The organism is Kumtagia ephedrae (assembly GCF_003012745.1).
GTDB lineage: Bacteria > Pseudomonadota > Alphaproteobacteria > Rhizobiales > Rhizobiaceae > Kumtagia > Kumtagia ephedrae.
The window spans coordinates 334559-355111 of record NZ_PXYK01000001.1; the positions used below are offsets into that span (position 1 = coordinate 334559).

The 20553-nt window shown below is 66.2% G+C and carries 14 protein-coding genes, 1 tRNA gene, 1 pseudogene and 2 CRISPR repeat arrays; of the genes and pseudogenes, 11 read left to right on the plus strand and 5 right to left on the minus strand.

The features are described from left to right. Positions 1-2 precede the first annotated feature (2 nt). From gcvP to cas2, 11 genes are all read left to right on the plus strand, one after another. Positions 3-2807, plus strand: a complete 2805-nt coding sequence (gene gcvP, locus C7I84_RS01695; protein ID WP_245428283.1) for an aminomethyl-transferring glycine dehydrogenase — start codon at positions 3-5, stop codon at positions 2805-2807. An 814-nt stretch (positions 2808-3621) separates the two neighbouring features. Then, positions 3622-5670, plus strand: a complete 2049-nt coding sequence (gene parE / locus C7I84_RS01700) for a DNA topoisomerase IV subunit B (protein WP_106770440.1) — start codon at positions 3622-3624, stop codon at positions 5668-5670. 114 nt (positions 5671-5784) lie between these two features. Next, positions 5785-6690: a bestrophin family protein gene (locus tag C7I84_RS01705; RefSeq protein WP_106770399.1), complete on the plus strand. Its 906-nt coding sequence runs from the start codon at positions 5785-5787 to the stop codon at positions 6688-6690. A gap of 276 nt (positions 6691-6966) precedes the next feature. After that, entirely contained in the window at positions 6967-9246 is a 2280-nt protein-coding gene (locus C7I84_RS01710) for a CRISPR-associated helicase/endonuclease Cas3 (protein ID WP_106770400.1), read from the plus strand. A gap of 81 nt (positions 9247-9327) precedes the next feature. Next, positions 9328-10023, plus strand: coding sequence for a type I-C CRISPR-associated protein Cas5c (gene cas5c / locus C7I84_RS01715; RefSeq protein ID WP_106770401.1), 696 nt, complete (start codon positions 9328-9330; stop codon positions 10021-10023). Then, positions 10020-10949, plus strand: a complete 930-nt coding sequence (gene cas8c / locus C7I84_RS30825; RefSeq protein ID WP_280954210.1) for a type I-C CRISPR-associated protein Cas8c/Csd1 — start codon at positions 10020-10022, stop codon at positions 10947-10949. Before cas5c ends, cas8c begins: the two co-directional genes overlap by 4 nt. After that, positions 10841-11869: a type I-C CRISPR-associated protein Cas8c/Csd1 gene (locus C7I84_RS30830; protein WP_280954211.1), complete on the plus strand. Its 1029-nt coding sequence runs from the start codon at positions 10841-10843 to the stop codon at positions 11867-11869. The genes cas8c and C7I84_RS30830 overlap by 109 nt, the downstream gene beginning before the upstream one ends. A 3-nt stretch (positions 11870-11872) precedes the next feature. Continuing rightward, positions 11873-12772 (plus strand): type I-C CRISPR-associated protein Cas7/Csd2, encoded by a 900-nt coding sequence (gene cas7c, locus C7I84_RS01725; RefSeq protein WP_106770402.1) that lies wholly within the window; start codon positions 11873-11875, stop codon positions 12770-12772. Then, positions 12759-13409 (plus strand): CRISPR-associated protein Cas4, encoded by a 651-nt coding sequence (gene cas4, locus C7I84_RS01730; RefSeq protein ID WP_106770403.1) that lies wholly within the window; start codon positions 12759-12761, stop codon positions 13407-13409. The genes cas7c and cas4 overlap by 14 nt, the downstream gene beginning before the upstream one ends. Then, complete coding sequence (cas1c, locus tag C7I84_RS01735; RefSeq protein ID WP_106770404.1) at positions 13406-14440, plus strand: type I-C CRISPR-associated endonuclease Cas1c; 1035 nt, start codon at positions 13406-13408, stop codon at positions 14438-14440. The genes cas4 and cas1c overlap by 4 nt, the downstream gene beginning before the upstream one ends. A gap of 6 nt (positions 14441-14446) precedes the next feature. Beyond that, positions 14447-14737: a CRISPR-associated endonuclease Cas2 gene (gene cas2 / locus C7I84_RS01740; protein ID WP_106770405.1), complete on the plus strand. Its 291-nt coding sequence runs from the start codon at positions 14447-14449 to the stop codon at positions 14735-14737. Positions 14738-14953: 216 nt separating this feature from the next. Continuing rightward, positions 14954-15251: a CRISPR direct-repeat array (repeat unit 32 nt; unit sequence GTCGCCCCTCGCGCGGGGGCGTGGATCGAAAC). Between the two features lie 98 nt (positions 15252-15349). After that, positions 15350-15846: direct repeats of the CRISPR family, unit length 32 nt; unit sequence GTCGCCCCTCGCGCGGGGGCGTGGATCGAAAC. A 357-nt stretch (positions 15847-16203) separates the two neighbouring features. Here cas2 and C7I84_RS01745 read toward each other — a convergent pair. The 5 genes and pseudogenes from C7I84_RS01745 to C7I84_RS01765 form a co-directional block, all read right to left on the minus strand. Then, positions 16204-17029: pseudogene (locus C7I84_RS01745) on the minus strand (IS5 family transposase). Positions 17030-17740: 711 nt separating this feature from the next. After that, a tRNA-Gln gene (locus C7I84_RS01750) sits at positions 17741-17814 on the minus strand. 161 nt (positions 17815-17975) lie between these two features. After that, positions 17976-18758, minus strand: a complete 783-nt coding sequence (locus C7I84_RS01755) for a DUF6030 family protein (RefSeq protein WP_106770406.1) — start codon at positions 18756-18758, stop codon at positions 17976-17978. 275 nt (positions 18759-19033) lie between these two features. Continuing rightward, on the minus strand, positions 19034-19609 hold the full coding sequence (locus C7I84_RS01760) for a DUF1349 domain-containing protein (RefSeq protein WP_106770407.1): 576 nt from the start codon (positions 19607-19609) through the stop codon (positions 19034-19036). 28 nt (positions 19610-19637) lie between these two features. Then, on the minus strand, positions 19638-20553 hold a 916-nt coding region (locus C7I84_RS01765), incomplete at its 5' end, for a mannose-1-phosphate guanylyltransferase/mannose-6-phosphate isomerase (RefSeq protein ID WP_106770408.1).

A 20553-nucleotide genomic window follows, 5' to 3' on the forward strand; every position in this document is an offset into this window, starting at 1 on the left:
CCATGAAGAATGCCTTCGCCCCCCGCCATATCGGCCCCGGCGTCGCCGACACCCGCGCCATGCTTGCCGCGACCAGTGTGCCGTCGCTCGAAACCCTGATCTCGCAGGCCGTCCCTAAGCGGATCCGGCTGGAGCGTCCGCTCGACCTGCCGGCACCGGCCAGCGAGGCCGAGGCGCTGGCCGAGCTTGCGCAAAAAATGTCGGCCAATGTCGTGCTGAAGAGCTTTGTCGGCCTCGGCTATCACGGCACGCATGTGCCGCCGGTGATCCTGCGCAACCTGTTCGAAAATCCCGCCTGGTACACGGCCTACACCCCCTACCAGGCCGAGATCAGCCAGGGCCGGCTGGAGATGCTGTTCAATTTCCAGACGCTGGTGGCGGAGCTGACCGGCCTGCCGGTCGCCTCCGCCTCGCTGCTCGACGAGGCGACCGCGCTGGCCGAAGCCGTAGGCATCGCCTTCCGCCATCACAAGGAGAAGCGCGGCCGCATCGCCTTCGCCGGCGAGCCGCACCCGCAGACGCGGGCGGTGGTCGAGACGCGTGCCGAGCCGCTCGGCATCGAGGTCGACGGCGACGTGGTCGACGAAAACACCGCGGCGTTGGTCGTCGCCTGGCCGGATACGTTCGGCGTCTTTGGCGACCATGCCGCCAAGATCGCCGAGGCCAAGGCCGCCGGCACGATCGTCATCTTCGTCGCCGACCCGCTGGCGCTCACCGTCATGCAGACGCCGGCCAGCCTCGGCGCCGACATCGCCGTCGGCTCCATGCAGCGCTTCGGCGTGCCGATCGGCTTCGGCGGCCCGCATGCCGCCTATTGCGCCGTCTCCGACAGGCTGACCCGTCTGATGCCCGGCCGCCTGGTCGGCCAGTCCGTCGACACGAAAGGCCGGCCCGGCTACCGGCTGGCGCTGCAGACGCGCGAGCAGCACATCCGCCGCGACAAGGCGACCTCCAACATCTGCACGGCCCAGGCCCTGCTCGCCAACATGGCGACCGCCTACGCCATCTGGCACGGCCCGGACGGCTTGCAGGCGATCGCCGCGCATGCGCACGACCTCGCGGCGCGGCTCGCCGCCGGCCTGAAGGCCAAGGGCGTGACCGTGCTTGGCGACAGGCGTTTCGACGCCGTCACCGTCGAGGTGCCCGGCCGGGCCAATGCCATTGCGAAGGAAGCCGAGAAGGACGGACGCCTGCTCAGGGCCATCGACGGCGACCGGCTCGGCATCAGCTTCGACGAGACCTCGACCGAGGCCGACCTCCAGGCGATTGCCGCCCTGTTCGGCGCGGACGTTCCGGAGAAGGCCGGGCGCCTGCTGCCGGGCAAGGCCCGCGAGATCAACGGCTTCCTGTCGCAGCCGGTGTTCCACGAGAACCGCTCGGAAACCGAGATGATGCGGTTCCTGCGCAAGCTCGCCGACAAGGATCTGGCGCTCGACCGCACCATGATCCCACTCGGCTCCTGCACCATGAAGCTCAATGCCGCCGCCGAGATGATCCCGGTGAGCTGGCCGAGCGTGGCCAATCTCCACCCGTTCGCGCCGAAGGAGCACGCCAAGGGCTACAGGTCGATGACCGACGATCTCGAGCGCTGGCTGGCCGAGATCACCGGCTTCGCCGCGGTGTCGCTGCAGCCCAATGCCGGCAGCCAGGGCGAATATGCCGGGCTGCTCGCCATCCGCCGCTACCATGCGGCGCGCGGCGAGCCGCACCGCACCGTCTGCCTGATCCCCTCCTCCGCCCACGGCACCAATCCGGCCAGCGCGGCGATGGCCGGCATGGACGTGGTAGTGGTGCGCTGCACCGACAGCGGCGACATCGACATGGACGACATGCACGCCAAGGTCGCCCAGCATGCCGACAACCTCGCCGCGCTGATGATCACCTATCCGTCGACGCACGGCGTCTTCGAGGAGGGCGTCAAGGATCTCTGCCAGCTCATCCATGACCATGGCGGGCAGGTCTATCTCGACGGCGCCAACCTCAACGCGCTGGTCGGGCTGGCGCGGCCCGGCGACATCGGCGGCGACGTCTGCCACATGAACCTGCACAAGACCTTCTGCATCCCGCATGGCGGCGGCGGGCCCGGCGTCGGCCCGATCGGCGTGGCGGAGCACCTGGCGCCGTTCCTGCCCGGTCACGTCCACGAGGGCTCCAGCCATCCGGTCTCGGCCGCGCCCTTCGGCAGCGCCTCGATCCTGCCGATCACCTGGATGTATATCCGCATGATGGGCGCGGCCGGCCTGAAGCAGGCGACCGAACAGGCGATTCTCGCCGCCAACTACGTAGCCACCCGCCTGAAGGACCACTATCCGGTGCTCTACAAGGGTCGCGGCGACCGCGTGGCGCACGAGTGCATCCTCGACACGCGCGTGCTCAAGGAGAGCGCCGGCGTCACCGTGGAAGACGTCGCCAAGCGGCTGATCGACTACGGTTTTCACGCACCGACTATGTCCTGGCCGGTTGCGGGGACGCTGATGGTCGAGCCGACCGAGTCCGAGCCCAAGCGCGAGCTCGACCGCTTCTGCGCGGCGATGATCTCCATTGCCAGGGAAGCCGCGAAGGTGACGTCGGGCGAATGGCCGAAGGACGACAACCCGCTCGCCAACGCGCCGCACACCGCAACCGAGACGCTGGCCAGCGACTGGCGCCATCCCTATTCGCGGATGGAGGCCGCCTACCCCGCCGGCGATCCGGACACGACGGCGAAGTATTGGCCGCCGGTGTCGCGCATCGACAACGTCGCCGGCGACCGCAACCTCGTCTGCTCCTGCCCGCCGGTGGAGGCTTATCTCGGCGCGGCGGAATAGCAGCGGAGCAGAGCGGGGGTAAATTTAACGCCCGCCGGCAGGTCGAAAATTCGCCCCGCGAGATCGATGCTCAAGGCGGAACCGCAGGGGACAGTTTACTTTCTTTCGGCAGAAAGCCGCAGCGGTTCGGAAGTCGCGCGGGCCGAAAAAAGTAAACTGTCCCCGGCACTTACCCGGAACTTGCCCGGCTCGCGCCAAGCTGAAGAAACAACGGGCGTCGCTCAGGGGCAAAATTTTATCCCCTCCGTTTCAACTTCGCGCATACTTGGTCGTGAAAGCCGCTCCCTGCGGGAATCTGGTGCGCACCGGGTATCAGGAGGGAGCGTCGGCGCCGGGTCGGTCGCGCAATCGGTAGCGCGGCTGGCGTGAGCTGGAGACCCGGGCCCCAGCCGCGAAGGTCGCGCGAATGCGGGTTAGCGGACGGGCAAGAACGCCGGCGGGGCGCGGGTCACCGCGCCACGTACTTTACTTAGAGAGGCTCGGCCCCGCGCCCCGCTTCCCGCACTTTTCTCTCAATGGCCAGACTGCGATGCAGGGCGTGGCGAGGATGAAGCTTGGCTGCAGGAGACAGTCTTGAAACCTGTTCGATGGCATGCGTCGGAAAATAGCTTCTGCCCCGCGGGACTTGCCGTTGCCGTCCTGTCGGTGCTTATAGAGCGCCGCACACCGGCCGCCGTGGCGTCAACCGTCGAGTAACCATGACGGCGCCACAATCGACACGCACAGCAACGCGAACGAATCGCGAACCAGTGTCGCGGCGCCGGTTTTTCGTGCAAGGATCGGACTGGGCTCGAATCACTTGACCGACAATCTGATGGACGACAGCAACGACCTTTTTGCCAATCTCGGGGCGCAACCCGCCCGCGCTCCGCGCCCGATCGACCCGATCGTGCAGGCGGCACGCAAGACCGTCGTGACCAAGGACGGCAGTGAAGGCTACGACGCCAGCCATATCGAGGTGCTGGAAGGGCTGGAGCCGGTGCGCCGGCGGCCGGGCATGTATATCGGCGGCACCGACGAGAAGGCGCTGCACCATCTGTTCGCCGAGGTCATCGACAATTCGATGGACGAGGCGGTGGCGGGGCACGCCACCTTCATCGAGGTCGAGCTTTCCGCCGACGGATTTCTCACCGTCACCGACAACGGCCGCGGCATCCCGGTCGACCCGCATCCGAAATTCCCGACCAAGTCGGCGCTGGAAGTGATCATGTGCACGCTGCACGCCGGCGGCAAGTTCGATTCGAAAGTCTACGAGACCTCCGGCGGTCTGCACGGCGTCGGCGTATCGGTGGTGAACGCCCTGTCGGACCTTCTCGAGGTGGAGGTGGCGCGCGGGCGAAAACTCTATCGCCAGCGCTTTTCCCGCGGTGTGCCGCAGGGCGGGCTGGAGCCGCTGGGGGATGTGCAGAACCGGCGCGGCACGAAGATCCGCTTCCATCCCGACGCCGACATCTTCGGCAAGGGCGCGAAATTCGAGCCGGCGCGGCTCTACCGCATGGCGCGCTCGAAGGCCTATCTGTTTGGCGGCGTCGAAATCCGATGGTCCTGCGCGCCGGAACTCATCGCCGACAAGGACAAGACGCCGGACAAGGCGGTCTTCCACTTCCCCGGCGGCCTGAAGGATTATCTGGTCGCGACACTCGGCGACGAGTTCCAGGTCACCCGCGAGGTGTTCGCCGGCAAGAGCGACAAGCAGGGCGGCCACGGCTCGATCGAATGGGCCGTCACCTGGTACGGCGGCGACGGTTTTCTGAATTCCTACTGCAACACCATTCCCACGTCCGACGGCGGCACGCACGAGGCCGGCTTCCGCTCGGTGCTGACGCGCGGGCTGAAGGCCTATGCCGACCTCGTCGGCAACAAACGCGCCGCCGTGGTGACGCCGGAAGACGTGATGATCTCGGCCGCCGGCATGCTGTCGGTGTTCATCCGCGAGCCGGAATTCGTCGGCCAGACCAAGGACCGGCTGGCCACCGTCGAGGCGATCCGCATCGTCGAGAATGCGGTGCGCGACGCCTTCGACCATTGGCTGGCCGACAATCCGCAGGAAGCGACAAAACTGCTCGACTGGGTGATCGCGCGCGCCGACGAGCGCGTGCGCCGCCGCCAGGAGAAGGAGGTCAGCCGCAAGAGCGCGGTGCGCAAGCTGCGCTTGCCCGGAAAGCTCGCCGACTGCACGCAGACGGCGGCCGCCGGCGCGGAAATCTTCATCGTCGAGGGCGACTCGGCCGGCGGCTCGGCAAAACAAGCGCGCGACCGCGCCATGCAGGCGGTGCTGCCGCTGCGCGGAAAAATCCTCAACGTCGCCAGCGCCGGCAGCGACAAGCTCGCTTCCAACCAGCTCATCGCCGACCTGATCCAGGCGCTGGGCTGCGGCACGCGCTCGCGCTACCGCGAGGAGGACCTGCGCTACGACCGCGTGATCATCATGACCGACGCCGACGTCGACGGTGCCCACATCGCCTCGCTGCTCATCACCTTCTTCTACCAGGAGATGCCGCGGCTCGTCCGTGGCGGCCATCTCTACCTGGCCGTGCCGCCGCTCTACCGCATCAGCCAGGGCGGCAAGGTGATGTATGCGCGCGACGACGCGCACAAGGACGAGCTGTTGAAGACCGAGTTCACCGGCCGCGGCAAGGTCGAGCTCGGCCGCTTCAAGGGTCTCGGCGAGATGATGGCCGCCCAGCTCAAGGAGACAACCATGGATCCGAAGAAGCGCACGCTGCTGCGGGTCGAGGTGCTGGACGACGAGGAGGCCACCAGGACGGCCGTCGATTCGCTGATGGGCACCAAGGCCGAGGCGCGCTTCCGCTTCATCCAGGAACGCGCCGAGTTCGCCGAGGCCGACGAACTGGACATCTGAGATGCCCCGCTTGCGGCGCACCCATCGAGGCTCGCCGCAAACGGCTTTCCTCACCTCAAGTCGAATTTGCGGGCAAACTGGAGCGGCGAGCCTCGAAGGACGCACCAAAACACCATGATCGTCCGTCCCAGGCCCAACATCTTCCAGCTGTTCTTCGTCATGCGCGGCTCGATCGTTCCGCGCATCCTGCCGCACATGCTCGGTTTCGCCGCCTATGCCGCGCTGGTGGTCGCCGTCGTGCGCCATTTCGCCTTCGACATGAGCGATTTCAGCATCGCGCCGTTCGGGCTGATCGCCATCACGCTGTCGATCTATCTCGGCTTCCGCAACAACGCCGCCTATGACCGCTGGTGGGAGGCGCGAAAACTGTGGGGCCAGCTGGTCTTCGACATCCGTAACCTGGCCCGTGCGGCCACCGCGCTGATCGAGGAGCGCGACCGGCATCGCGCGCTGCTGATGAACGCGCTCGCTTTCTGCCATCTCCTGCGCGGGCAATTGCGCCGGGTCGATGCGACGGCCGAGGCCAAAACCTTCATCGGCGCCGAGGCCGACGGCCTTGCCGGCCACGCCAACCGTCCGGACGAGATGGTGCGGCGGATGGGCAGGCAGGTGGGCGCGGCGCGCAAGGCCGGCGAGATCGACGCGATCGGCTACCGCATCCTCGACGAAAGGCTCGCCTCGCTCGCCGCCCTGCAGGCCGGCTGCGAACGCATCGCCGGCACGCCGCTGCCCTTCGCCTATACGCTGCTCTTGCAGCGCACGGCGCATATCGTCTGCCTGCTGCTGCCCTTCGGCCTCGTCGCTTCCACCGGCTGGGCGACGCCGCTGTTCACCGCGCTGATCGCCTACACCTTCTTCGGCCTCGACGCCCTGTCGGAGGAGCTGGAAGACCCGTTCGGCACCGAAGCCAACGACCTCGCGCTGGACGGGCTCTGCCGCGTCTGCGAGATCTCGGTCCTGGAAGCGCTGGGCGAGCCGGCGCCGCCGATGCTGCCGGCGAAGGATTTCTTCCTTTCGTAGCGTGGGCCAAGCCACGACTTCCCGGCTGCCGAGCCGGCGCGACGTTGGCGCGCGGAGCTTGGGATAAAGGCCGATGAACTTATCGCGGATTCGAATGCTTTGTCCGAACGTTGGTGCGAGCTGCAAGCAAGGGCGTACGAGCATTTCGAGAATGCGCAACGAGAATAGCCTTGTCTATATAGCGGATCCGGGTTCAGCTGCCTCACGGAGCAGTCCTCTGGAACCATGCGTCGATGTTCATGATCGCTTCCCGGCATACATTCCCGTACCGAACAAATGACCTTCTATGCTCACTCAGGAACACCTGGCGACAAAAGCGACTGGCAGCCTCTGCCGGAGCATCTGAAGGGAGTCGCCGAGCTGGCGGCCGCCAATGCAAGACCATTCGGCATGGAGAAGGCGGTCCGCGTCCTCGGCCTGTTCCATGACCTCGGCAAATACGACCCGCAATTCCAGCGGCGGCTTGAAGGAGCGGACATCCGCGTCGACCATTCGACCGCCGGCGCCGCGAAGCTGCTGGAACTGGCCAAGGGCCAGGACCGGGGCACGGCCGAGCTGCTCGCCTACGCGGTGCTCGGCCATCATGCCGGGCTGCCGGACAAGCACAACGAATTCGGCCACTGCTTCAAGCGGCGCGTGCGGGAATACCGGGACCGGCTCGACCCGGCGTGGAAAACGCAACTCGGCTTCGGCCTGTCCGGGCTGATGCCGGCGTTCGTCTCGGCGAGGGTGGCGAAAGCGACCGCCGCTTTCGATCTTTCCGTGCTGACGCGGTTCCTGTTCTCCTGCCTGGTCGATGCCGATTTCAAGGACACCGAAAAATTCTACGCCGAGCGCGAGAACCGCCAGGTCGACCGGGATTGGCCCGCGCTCGACAGGTCGCTGCCGGACTTCATCGCCCGCTTCGATGCCCACATGGCCGCCATGCCGGCGGACGGCACGGTCAATCGGCTGCGCCGCGACATTCTCGCCCATGTGCGCGGCAGGGCGAGGATGGCGCCCGGCTTGTTCACGCTCACCGTGCCGACCGGCGGCGGCAAGACGCTGGCCTCGCTCGGCTTCGCGCTCGACCACGCCGGGGCGCACGGCCACCGGCGGATCATATATGCGATCCCGTTCACATCGATCGTCGACCAGACGGCGGACATTTTTCGCAAGGTGCTGGGTGGCGAGCACATCCTCGAGCACCATTCCGCGATCGACGACGAGGAGGACCGGCCCAGGCGGAAGGGCGAACGGCCGCCCACCAGCCGCGACCGGCTGAAGCTCGCCATGCAGGACTGGGCTGCGCCGGTCGTCGTCACCACCAATGTGCAACTGTTCGAGAGCCTGTTCGCGGCGCGAACATCGCGCGCCCGCAAGCTGCACAACATTGCCGGCTCGATCATCATTTTGGACGAGGCGCAGACCATGCCCCGCCATTTGCTGAAGCCCTGCATGCGTATGCTGGACACCATGGCGCGGCTGTTCGGCTGCACCATCGTCCTGTGCACGGCGACGCAGCCTGCGCTGGGCAGGGAAAGGCCGGATGGCCGCCCGGGCTTTCCCGACGGGCTGGATCTGGCAGGCCGCGAGTTGGCGCCCGACCCGGAGGAGCTTTCCCGCAAGCTGCGCCGGACCAGGATCGAACGCGTCGGCGACATGGACAACATGGCATTGGTCGAGGCGCTGCGCAGCCAAGACCAGGCGCTGGTGATCGTCAACAGCCGCAAGCACGCGCTGGAACTCTACCAGGAGGCGAAGCAGGCGGGTCTCGACGGGCTGGTGCACCTGACGACGCGACAATGCGCGGCGCACCGGCGGCAGATTCTCGCCGATGTGCGCACCCGGCTCGACCCGAAGGCGAAACACCCTTGCCGGGTGATCGCCACCAGCCTGATCGAGGCGGGCGTCGACGTGGATTTTCCCAGGGTGTGGCGGGCTCAGGCGGGCTGGGACCAGGTGATGCAGGCAGCCGGGCGCTGCAACCGCGAAGGGCGAAGGGAGCGCGACGAGAGCGTCGTCAGCGTGTTCGCGCCGGTCGGATACGACCCCCCGCCGGAAATCAAGGCACTGGTCAAGGATACCGTCCGTGCCCTGGATCGCCATTCCGGCGATGCTCAGTCGCTCGAAGCCATTCGCAGCTTCTTCGAAGAGGTTTACTGGCGGCTGGGGGACATGGGACTGGACAGCAAGTACATCTTTGACGATTTCATCCTCAGCCTCGATGGCAGCAGCTTCGCCTTTCGTGCCGCCGCCGAAAAATTCCGCATGATCGAAAGCAAGATGGAGCCGGTGATCGTCGCGATCGACGACACGTCGAGGGATGCGGTGAAAAAACTGGCGATCGAGAAGATTTCATCTGGAAATCTGGCGCGAGAATTGCAATCATACATTGTGCAGACTCCGCCGAGAGCACGAGAAATGCTCATCAGGAACGGACATGTACTTTTCGAGCAACCTGGCCTGCGGGAAATGCAGTTCGCCGTACTGAAGAAGGACAGCCTGTACCGCAAAGAGGTAGGTTTGCTCTGGGATACGCCGGACTATCTGGCGGCGGAGGACATGATCATATGACGGCTTGAGGCGGAGCCCGCTTCGAGCGAGAAACGTGTCGGCGGGTACGGGCGTATTCGACGGCATGGGGGTGGGGAAAAGATGGCTTACGGTGTCCGCCTCAAGGTGTGGGGCGACCATGCGTGTTTCACGCGGCCGGAAATGAAGGTGGAGCGCGTCTCCTACGACGTCATGACGCCCTCGGCTGCCCGCGGCATCCTCGAGGCGATCCACTGGAAGCCGGCGATCCGCTGGGTGATTGACGCCATCCATGTGCTGAACGTCCCGCGTTTCCAGTCGATCCGCCGCAACGAGGTAGGCGGCAAGGCGCCGGCCGGCAAGATCAGGAGCGCGATGAAGCGGGGCGATCTCGAAGGATTGCAGATCCTCGTCGACGAGGACCGCCAGCAGCGCGCCTCGACGGTGCTGGTCAAGCCCGCCTATGTGATCGCCGCGCATTTCGCGCTGACGGACAAGGCGGACGGCGACGACACCGAGGGCAAGCACCTCGACGTCTTCAACCGCCGCGCCCGGCGTGGCCAATGCTTTCACCAGCCCTGCCTCGGCACGCGCGAATTCGCCGCCAGCTTCGAACTGGTGGAGCCCGGCGAGCCGACGCCCGGGCCCGCGCCGGCCGACCGGACATCGCAACTCGGCTTCGGCACGCCGCGCGACCTCGGCTTCATGCTGTGGGACATAGACCAGGCCAGCGGCAAGCCGTCGCTGTTCTTCCGGGCGACGCTCGCCGACGGCGTGGTGCAGGTGCCGCGGCCGGGTTCGCCGGAGGTGCGCGGATGAGCATCCTGGCCTCGCTGGCGCGCGCCTACGACCGGCTGCCCGATGCGCCGCCGTTCGGCTATTCCAGCCAGAACGTCGGGGTCATCGTCGGCCTGAAGGACGACGGCTCGGTGGCGAGCGTCACGCGCTGGCAGGACGGCGAGGGCAAGAAACGCAAGCCGCGGCCGATGCTGGTGCCGCAGCCGGTGAAGCGCACGGCCGGCATCGCGCCGAACTTTTTATGGGACAAGACGTCATACGTGCTCGGGGTGACCGCTGGCGTGGACAAGCGCACGGCCGAAGAGCATGCCGCCTTCAAGGATCGGCACGAGAAGGTTCTTGAGGGCACGGACGATCCCGGCTTGAAGGCACTGCTGCTGTTTCTGCGGGCGTGGACGCCGGACCGGTTCGTCGCGCCGGACTGGACCGACGAGATGCGCGACCAGAACGTGGTTTTCGCGTTGGAGAGCGACCGGCTGGACAAGGTCTGGCTCCACGGCCGTCCGGCGGCCAAGGCCTTGTGGACACGGGTGGCCGGCGGCGCGGCGGCCGATGCGCAGGTCTGCCTGGTCACGGGAGAACCAGGACCCGTGGCGCGACTGCACCCGGCCATCAAGGGCGTCTGGGGAGGCCAGTCGTCGGGCGGATCGATCGTCTCCTTCAACCTCGACGCCTTCACCTCCTACGGCCACGAGCAGGGCGACAACGCGCCAATCTCGGAGGCCGCGGCCTTCGCCTACACGACCGCGCTCAACCGCTTCCTCGAACGCGGCAGCAGGCACCGCATCCAGATCGGCGATGCCTCGACGGTGTTCTGGGCGATGCGTCGCGGATCGAAGTGGCGGAGGAGGCGGAGGGCCTGTTCTTCGGTGTGTTCGGTAACGCGGGGCCGGCTGAAACCGAAGAAGCGGAAGTCAAGAAAATCAGCATCCTGCTGGAAAGGCTGAAAAAAGGCGAGCCGCTCGACAAGCTCGATCCAGAACTGACAAAAGGCGTGCGCTTTCACGTGCTCGGCCTCGCTCCGAACGCGGCCCGAATCTCTATCCGGTTCTATTTCGACGATGATTTCCACGAATTGGTGAAGAACTATCAGGACTACGTGGCGGACTTGCGCTTTGAACCACGTGCCGCAGATCGGCGCATCACGATTTACAATCTCGTTCTTCGCACTGCGCCCGTCCGCGGTGATCAAAACAACCAGATCAAGTTCGACGGCGAACAGATTTCACCATTATTGGCGGGCGAACTGTTCCGGTCGATCCTGACTGGCGATCGCTTCCCGCGTGCCTTGCTCGCGCAAATTCTCATGCGCGTGCGCACCGACCATCTTCTGGACAGCCTGCGAATTTCGATGATCAAGGCGGTCATTGTGCGTGACATGCGCAAGGAAGGCCGCCTGCCAAGGGAGGACTATCTCGTGCGTTCTGATCCTGACGATCCCAATCCGGCCCGCCGTCTTGGCAAGCTGTTCGCACTGCTAGAGCGTGCGCAACTCGCCGCGCTTGGTGACAAGATCAATGCCACCGTAAAGGACAAGTATCTCGGCACCTGCGCGGTAACGCCCGCCCAGATATTCAGCAAGCTTATCCGGAACGCAGAAGAGCATCATCTGAAACGGCTGCGGAACGGCCATTCCGACGCAGAATGGATCAAGGATGCCGACCACGCACGCCGGGTGGGCGCCGCAATCAGCAGGGATACTGGACGACTGGCCGCGACGTTTGCCGACAGCTTTCCAAAGCAGCATTCGGACGAAGAGCAGGGCTTTTTTCTGATTGGCTACTACCAAGAGCGCTTCGGCAGCCGGAAGGCCGACGATGGCGGCGATCCGGCCGATGACGACCAGACCAATGACGGGGAGGAATAACCAATGGTCGCGATCAAGAACCGCTACGACTTCGTGTACCTGTTCGATGTCAAGAACGGCAATCCGAATGGCGATCCGGACAACGGCAATATGCCGCGCATCGAACCCCAGTCGCAAAAAGGCCTGGTCACCGATGTCAGCCTCAAGCGCAAGGTCCGCAACTATGTCGAACTGGTGAAGGGCGGCCAGCCTCCCCATGCGATCTACATGCAGGAGCGGGCGGTACTCAACAACCAGCACAAGAAGGCATACGATGCTTTAGGCATCCCACCCGAAACAAAGAAATTGCCTAAGGACAACGGCAAGGCGCGCGAGCTGACCCGCTGGATGTGCACAAACTTCTTCGACATCCGCGCCTTCGGAGCGGTCATGACAACGGAGGTAAATGCCGGCCAGGTGCGCGGACCGATCCAGATGACCTTCGCCGAGTCGATCGACACGATCGTTCCGCAGGAAGTTTCGATTACACGCTCATCTGTCACGAACGAACGCGACGCCGAGAAGGAGCGGACCATGGGGAGGAAACACATCCTGCCTTATGCGCTCTATCGAAGCCATGGCTTTATTTCGGCCAGTCTGGCGGGGGACGAAACGAAGGGCACCGGCTTTTCCGAAGAAGACCTCGATCTTTTCTTTGAGGCTCTCTGCAACATGTTCGACCATGACCGATCAGCCGCGCGCGGCGAAATGAATGCCTGCAAGCTGATCGTTTTCAAGCATGCCCTGCCATTGGGCAATGCACGCACGCAGGACCTCTTCGCGCGCGTTGGGATCAGTAAGAAGGATGGCGTAGTGCTGCCCCGCGCCTTCTCGGACTACAACGTGACTATCGATCGCGAGAACCTGCCCTCCGGGATCGAGATCATAGAGCCTTGCTCAGGCCACGGCCATGGAACTGGCTGACGACCCCACCCCGCTGTCCGCCCTGCAGCACGCCGTCTATTGCCTGCGCCAGGCGGCGCTGATCCATGTCGAGCGCGCCTGGGCGGACAACCGCTTCACCGCCGAGGGCCACGTCCTGCACGCCGTCGCCGACAGGGGCGGGCGGCGGCTGGCGCGCGGCGTGCGCCGCGTCATGGCGCTGCCGGTCGCCTCGAAGCGGCTCGGCATCGCCGGCACGGCCGACCTGGTCGAGTTCCACGCGGGCGCCGACGGCACGGAGGTGCCGTATCCGGTCGAATACAAGCGCGGCAAGCCGAAGCAGCACCGCGCCGACGAAGTGCAGCTCTGCGCCCAGGCGCTGTGCCTGGAGGAAATGACGGGCGCCGCCGTGCCTGAAGGGGCGCTGTTCTACGCCGAGACCAAGCGCCGGCTCGCCCTCCCCTTCGACGCCGGACTGCGCCGCCTGACGGAAGAGACGGCGATGGCCCTCGCCGAGGTCCTTGCCTCCGGCGTCACGCCGCCGCCGACCACGCGCCGGGAGCGGTGCCGGGCCTGCTCGCTCAAGGAGATCTGCCGGCCCGACGCGGTGGCGCGGCCAGTGAAGGCATGGCGCGCGCGCATGGTCTCGCGCCTTCTCGCAGAAACGCCCGCGCTGTGAGAAAACTGCTCAACACGGTCTACGTCACCACCGAAGGTGCTTCGCTGCGCAAGGACGGCGAGAACCTCGTCGCCGAGATCGAGGGCGCGGAGCGGGCGCGCGTGCCCTTGCACATGCTCGCCTCCGTCGTCGCCTTCGGCCCCATCCTCCTGTCGCCCGCCCTCATAGGGGCCTGCGCGACGGCAGGCATCTCGATCGCGCTGCTCGACCGCAACGGCCGCTTCCAGGCGCGGGTCGAGGGGCCCGTGACCGGCAACGTCCTTTTGAGGCGCGCGCAATACCGCGCCTCCGACACGCCGGAGGGTATCGTCCGCTCGATCGTTGTCGGCAAGGTCGCCAACCAGCGCTCGGTGTTGATGAGGGCACTCCGCGACCATGGCGACGATTTCGACGCCGCCGGGCGTGGGGCCGTATCGGCGGTCGTGGAGCGGCTGGCATATATCCTGCGCCGCGTCGAGCTCGCCGACGACGGGCTGGACCGGTTGCGCGGCTCCGAGGGCGAGGCCGCCAACCTGTACTTCTCGGTGTTCGACCACCTCATCCGGGCGCCGGAGGCCGGGATGCGCTGGACCGGGCGCTCGCGCCGGCCGCCGCTCGATCCGGTCAACGCGCTCTTGTCCTTCCTCTACACTCTGCTGACGCATGACTGCCGCAGCGCCTGCGAGAGCGTCGGCCTCGACCCGGCGGTCGGATTCCTGCACCGGGACCGCCCAGGCCGGCCGAGCCTGACCCTCGACCTGATGGAAGAGCTGCGGCCGGCGCTGGCGGACCGGCTGGCGCTGTCGCTGATCAACCGGCGCCAGTTGCGCGCCGGCGATTTCGAGACCCGCGAAGGCGGCGCCGTGCTGCTCACCGACGAGGCGCGCAAAACCGTGCTCGGCGCCTGGCAGGAGCGCAAGAAGGAGGAGCGGCAGCATGCCTTTCTGGAAGAGAAGGCGCCGCTGGGCCTCGTGCCCTATCTGCAGGCGCAGATGCTGGCCCGGCACCTGCGCGGCGATCTCGATACCTATCCGCCATGGTTCTGGAAATAGTCCGCCATGCTCGTGCTCGTCACCTACGATGTCGCCACCACCGAGAAGAAGGGCACCGCCCGGCTGCGCGCGGTGGCCAAGGCCTGCCGCGACTTCGGCCAGCGCGTGCAGTATTCGGTTTTCGAGATCGAGGTCGACCCTGCCCAGTGGACCCGGCTCAAGGCCCGTCTGGAAGCCATCATCGATCCGGAGTTCGACAGCCTGCGCTACTACCATCTGGGCTCGAACTGGCAGCGCAAGGTGGAGCACGTCGGCGCCAAGCCCGCCGCCGATCTCGGCGGCACGCTGATCGTGTGAGCCTGCGGCGCGGGCAAGCACGGCCCTCGGCCGAACCGGCGCGAACCCGCAGCGTGCCGGCGAGGTCCGGGCGGTTCGCGCCCGCGCCTGGTCCTTGAAATCGTGAGGAAAATTTTGGGTGGCGACCGATCGAACGACGATCGCGTCCGCATTGACGGTCGCTTCGCGGTATCAACCCCTTTTGTCGAGGCTTGGGAATGGGTTACATGGCCCACAGTCGCCCCTCGCGCGGGGGCGTGGATCGAAACCGGCGCAGCACCGGGAATTCCCAAGGCCGATCCATCGTCGCCCCTCGCGCGGGGGCGTGGATCGAAACTACGCCAATCTGCACAAGCCGGGACTGGCTGCGGGTCGCCCCTCGCGCGGGGGCGTGGATCGAAACACTTCGTGTGCCGCCGCGGCGCAGGCGCGCATGGTCGCCCCTCGCGCGGGGGCGTGGATCGAAACCTCTACGAGGGAACATGGAGGGTCACCGCGCTAGGGTCGCCCTCGCGCGGGGGCGTGGATCGAAACCTTGGCGATCGCCTTCGCGTCGGCGAGGCCGAGTGTCGCCCCTCGCGCGGGGCGTGGATCGAAACTTCGGCGGCGGCGCAGGCTGGCGGCGCACGCGGGGTCGCCCCTCGCGCGGAGGCGTGGATCGAAACTCGCGGGACAACATCACCATCGCCGCCGAGCAGGGTCGCCCCTCGCGCGGGGGCGTGGATCGAAACTACGGCAAGGCGCCGGACGCCTGGGAGCATCTCAGTCGCCCCTCGCGCGGGGGCGTGGATCGAAACCGTAGGCGTCGAAGGGGAAGAAGACGTGATCGCGGCGTCGCCCCTCGCGCGGGGGCGTGGATCGAAACTGGCGAACGGGCAGGATGTCCCCGAGGAGCTACTGTCGCCCCTCGCGCGGGGGCGTGGATCGAAACTTCGGCGGCGGCGCAGGCTGGCGGCGCACGCGGGCGTCGCCCCTCGCGCGGGGGCGTGGATCGAAACCAAACCGTCGAGATGCCGGTGTGGTGGGGGCTGCGTCGCCCCTCGCGCGGGGGCGTGGATCGAAACTGGAAGGTCGTCGAGGCGGTGGACCTCGAAAGCAGTCGCCCCTCGCGCGGGGGCGTGGATCGAAACTGGCGAACGGGCAGGATGTCCCCGAGGAGCTACTGTCGCCCCTCGCGCGGGGGCCTGGTCGAAACTTGCGGACGATCTCGGCGATCTCGTAGTCGTCGAGATGTCGCCCCTCGTGCGGGGGCGTGGGTCGAAACCTTGCCGAATTCGGCGGGGCGGAGCTCTATCTGGATCGCCCCTCGGGGCGTGGATCGAAACGCCGATCCGGCGCTCGGCGGCGGCATGGCAAGGTCGCCCCTCACCAGCACTGCCCGGAACAAATAGCACTCGAGAGTGACCGCCTCGAAGCACGAGAGCAGTATCGACCCGGCAGCAGACCGAAGTGATATAAGTGTCTGAATCGGAACGAGCGGCGTTGTTTCAGACCCTTGCGAGCCGTCGGGTGAGCATTCGGATGTTTGCGATGAAGACCCAAGCCTGTGCGGATTCGATGGACCGCTCGAAGTCCTTGGCCAGTCTCCGGCATCTGCCCAGCCATGCGAAGGTTCGCTCGACAACCCATCGGCGCGGCAGGACTTCGAAGCCCTTGGCGGTGTCCGACCGCTTGACGATCTCCATCGTGAACTTTCCGATCTTTTGCAGGGCGCCCCGCAGTTTCGGCCCTGCATAGCCGCCATCGACGAAGACGTGGCGCAGCCACGGCCAGCGCGTGAGTATGGATTTCAGGACGGCGGGCGCACCGTCGCGGCCCTGGACGTCGGCGGCGTGAACGACTACGCCGACCAGCAGGCCCAGCGTGTCGACGACGATGTGGCGCTTGCGGCCCTTGACCTTCTTGCCGGCGTCGAAGCCACGAACGCCGCCGCTTTCGGTGGTTTTCACGCTCTGGCTGTCGATGACGCCGGCCGTCGGGCTCGCCTCCCGGCCTTCCCGTTCGCGCGCCGCCATGACGAGTTCATTGTTGAGGGCACGCAGCAATCCTTCGTCACGCCAGCGCCAGAAGTATTTCTGCACAGTCGAGAACGGCGGGAAGTCCTTCGGCAACAGGCGCGCCATGCTCCGCCCGACGAGGCCATGTAAAGCAACGCGTTCACCACCTCGCGCAGGTCCGTCTTGCGGGCCCGCCCGATGCGGTTCGGCGCTGGCATCAACGGCTCGATCAGCCCCAACTCCGCGTCCGTCAGTCGCTTGCGTAGCACGGGCAGCGCCGTTCATAGTGGGGGCGAGTGGTTTCGGTCCAGGGCATCATGGTCTCCGTCGAATCTCAGCAAGCCGACACAACCCGCTGAAATCACTCACTTCTTTTTGGAGCGGACACTAAGAGGGACGGGAGACCGGGGGAGTGCGCGTCGAGAACCGAAAGTGTGTGCCTAGGAACGAGAACCGGATAGTTGGCGCGGGAGTTGGTGGAAAATCGGAGCCGCGCCAACCCAAGCCGCACGTTCGCCGCCCGCCCCTTCTCCGCCCACGACCTCGAGGCGCCGCATACCACGCGATCCCGGTTAACCTGGTCTTTCGTTCGAGGAACGCAAACTCGTGCCGAGCTGATAGCCGCACCTGAAGCGTTCCGCGTCTCGATCGGGGAGGTCGAGGCTTCGCCGTTCAGCCGGAGCAAGACAACGTCCCTTCATCTTCCAAGCCATCCGATCGGCGCGTCGGATTTTTTGTGTTGGACCTTCACCTTCGCGGCTGCCGCTTACGGCTGCTTGCGGTGCTGACGCGACCGCGCCCAAGTGATTGCCCGCCGGCGCGGCGTCGAGGCCGATCTTTGGAGTTGCGATTATCTCTACCTCAACGGACTCCGTCACCGTCGGGACTAACAACAACTTCGATGCCTTCGGCGCTCTGCAAGCAGGCATCGACCTCCACAGCTCGTTGGGAATCCTCATCGCCGGCGGCTGCGGTTGCGATATTCAAGCTTTGACTATCGTATTGATATAATTGACGAAAATATGTTTGGCTGGGGAACCTGGATTCGAACCAGGACTAACGGAGTCAGAGTCCGCTGGTCTACCGTTAACCTATTCCCCAGCAGCGCGGCGGAGAGCGCCGCGACCGGTCCGCCGAAGCGGATGCGCTGCCTTGTATCCGCGACAGCGCAAGAGTCAAGTGCGTGAAACGCGAGATGGTTCCCCCGCCCCTGTCATCGGACGGTGAAGCCGCGACCGGCTACAGACCGGCGCGCAGAACCTTCATTCCGCCTTGCGCAGGCGCCCGCCCTTGCCGTCCGCCTCCGGTACGGCGCGCGAAGCGGCGGGCCGCGGTTCGGGCGCAGGCGTCCGGTAGAAGGAATAAAGCGTCGGGCCGAACTCGATCGACAGGTTGAAGCGGGCCGGGTCGTCGAATTCCGGCTTCAGCTTGAAATTGACGTCGCGGGTGACGACCGTCGCCGGCGTCTTCTCGAGGATCGCGTCGCGCAGGTCGGCAGGCAGGTCGAAGCCGGCCGCCGCCGCGAACAGGTCCATGAAGCGCACCGCGTCGGCGAGCGTTTTGGCCTCGCCAGCCGGGTCGAGCAGATTGATCTTCATGCGGGCGTAGTTGATGCGGCGGCTGGCGCGGCCGCGCAGCAGATAGAACACGCTGTTTTGCGGCGCTTCCAAAACCTCTCCGGCCCCGCCGTCGGCGGGGGCCTGGACCAGCGCCATGCATTCCCAGACACCGGCGATCTCGGCGCCGCGCCAGCCGGAATTGGCGAAACCCGCTTCGTCGAGGCGGTCGCAGACCTGTTCCGGATTGACGCCGATCGCCGACCGGAACGGGTAGGGACTGCCGGCGACCGTCGACAGGAAGCCGGGACGCCGACGCGGCGGCTCGATTTTCTTCGCCTCGACAATGGCAGCCGGCGGCGGGGCCGGCTCAGGTACCGGATGCCGGTTGAGAGCTGGGACGATGAGGGCGGCGGCCAGCGCGGCCGGCAGCAGGACCGTCCGCCACCTCGCCTTTCCGCGCAGCCCGTTCGTCCTGCCGCTCGTCACCCTGGCTCCGTTTGCCCATCTTTCGCCGGCTTCCGTGCCGGCAGATGCTGTGACCTCAGGTGCTCAAGTCCCCTCACCGGCTCGCTCGCTCGCCACTCCCCACCTCAAACCAGGCTGGCGAGCGCCTGTACCGCCACAACCGATTCCTCCCACCGGAAAGGGGCGTGCGAAGCGAGGCGGTGAGGTGTGCGCCCTCGGCCAAAGCTTGTGACCACTGGTATACCGTTCAACAAAGGCACTGCAAGGAGCCTCGCGGAGCCCCTCCCCCCGCCTGCTCAGTCGGCGTGCAGTTTTCGCGCGATCGCCGGCCCGACCGCAATGTCGCGGAAGCGGGCACGAAATCCGCCGCGCTCCGGCGAGCAGGCCATGACGCCGGCCGAGGCGTCCGCCGCCGGGAACGGTGCCAGCCGCGCCATCTGCCAGGATGTGCCGCCGAGCCGATACTGGATGCGCACGGCATCGCCATGGCGTGTCAGCCGCATCTCGACCGCGTCGTCGGGCCGTGCATCGGGCAGCGGTATGACCGACCAGTCCGACACTTCGCGCGTCACGACGACGGAAAAATGCATCATGCCGTCGGTGTATTCGATACCGGTCTTGATCCAGTTGCGCTCGTCCAGCCTGAGCATCAGCCCGGCCTGGTCGTAAAGCTGTTCGTAATCGCCGACGACGGTCGCCGAAATCGTGAAGTCGCCCGAAACCGGCGTCAGGAAAGCGTGGCCGCTGTCGCGCACGAAACCGTAAAACGTTTCGCGCCAGAAATCCGTCGCCTTGTCGGTGGCGACGACGAGCGCGGGCGCGTCGCCTGACCACGAGGCCGGCTCGTTGATCCAGGCATAGGTCCCGCCCATGATCCCCTCCACTTCCGGTCGCGTCGGCTCAGCTTCGGCCATAGACGTCGTCGAGGCGGACGATGTCGTCCTCGCCGAGATAGTCGCCGGTCTGCACCTCGATCATCACCAGGCGCAGGATGCCGGGATTTTCCAGCCGATGGTTGGTGCCGGCGGGGATGTAGGTCGACTGGTTGGTGGCCAGCAGCATCTCGGTGTCGCCGTTGACGATGCGGGCGGTGCCGGAGACGACCACCCAGTGCTCCGAGCGGTGATGATGCATCTGCAGGCTGAGGCGGCCGCCGGGTTTTACCTCGATGCGCTTGATCTTGAAGCGCTCGCCCTCCTCCAGCACGGTGTAGGTGCCCCAGGGACGGTGCACGGTGCGGTGCAGGCGGGCGGCCTCGTGGCCATCCGCCTTCAGCCGGTTGAACAGCGTCTTCACCTCCTGGGCGCTGTCCTTGCCGGCGACCAGCAGCGCGTCGGCGGTGTCGACGATGATCAGGTCCTCCACCCCGACCGCGCCGATCAGCCGGCCGCCGCCGGCAATGACGGTGTTGCGCGTGTCGACCAGCGCCACCTCGCCGGCCAGCCGGTTGCCGGCCTCGTCGGCCGCAAGCAGGTCGGCGAAGGCCGTCCACGAGCCGATGTCGCTCCAGCCGATGTCGCAGGGCACGACCGACACGTTTTCCGCCTTCTCCAGCACCGCGTAATCGATCGATTCTTTTCGCACCGCGGCAAAGCGGGCCTTGTCGAGCTCGATCTGGGCGACGCGGTCGCCCTTGACGCGGCGGGCCGCCTTCAGCGCCGCCCGGCAGTCGCGCAAAATGTCGGGGGCCAAGGATTCGAGCAGGCCGAGCATGGTGCCCGCGGCAAAGCAGAACATGCCGGCGTTCCAGTAGAAGCTGCCGGCGGCGACATAGCTCTCGGCGCGCGCCAGGTCAGGCTTCTCGACGAAGCGCAGC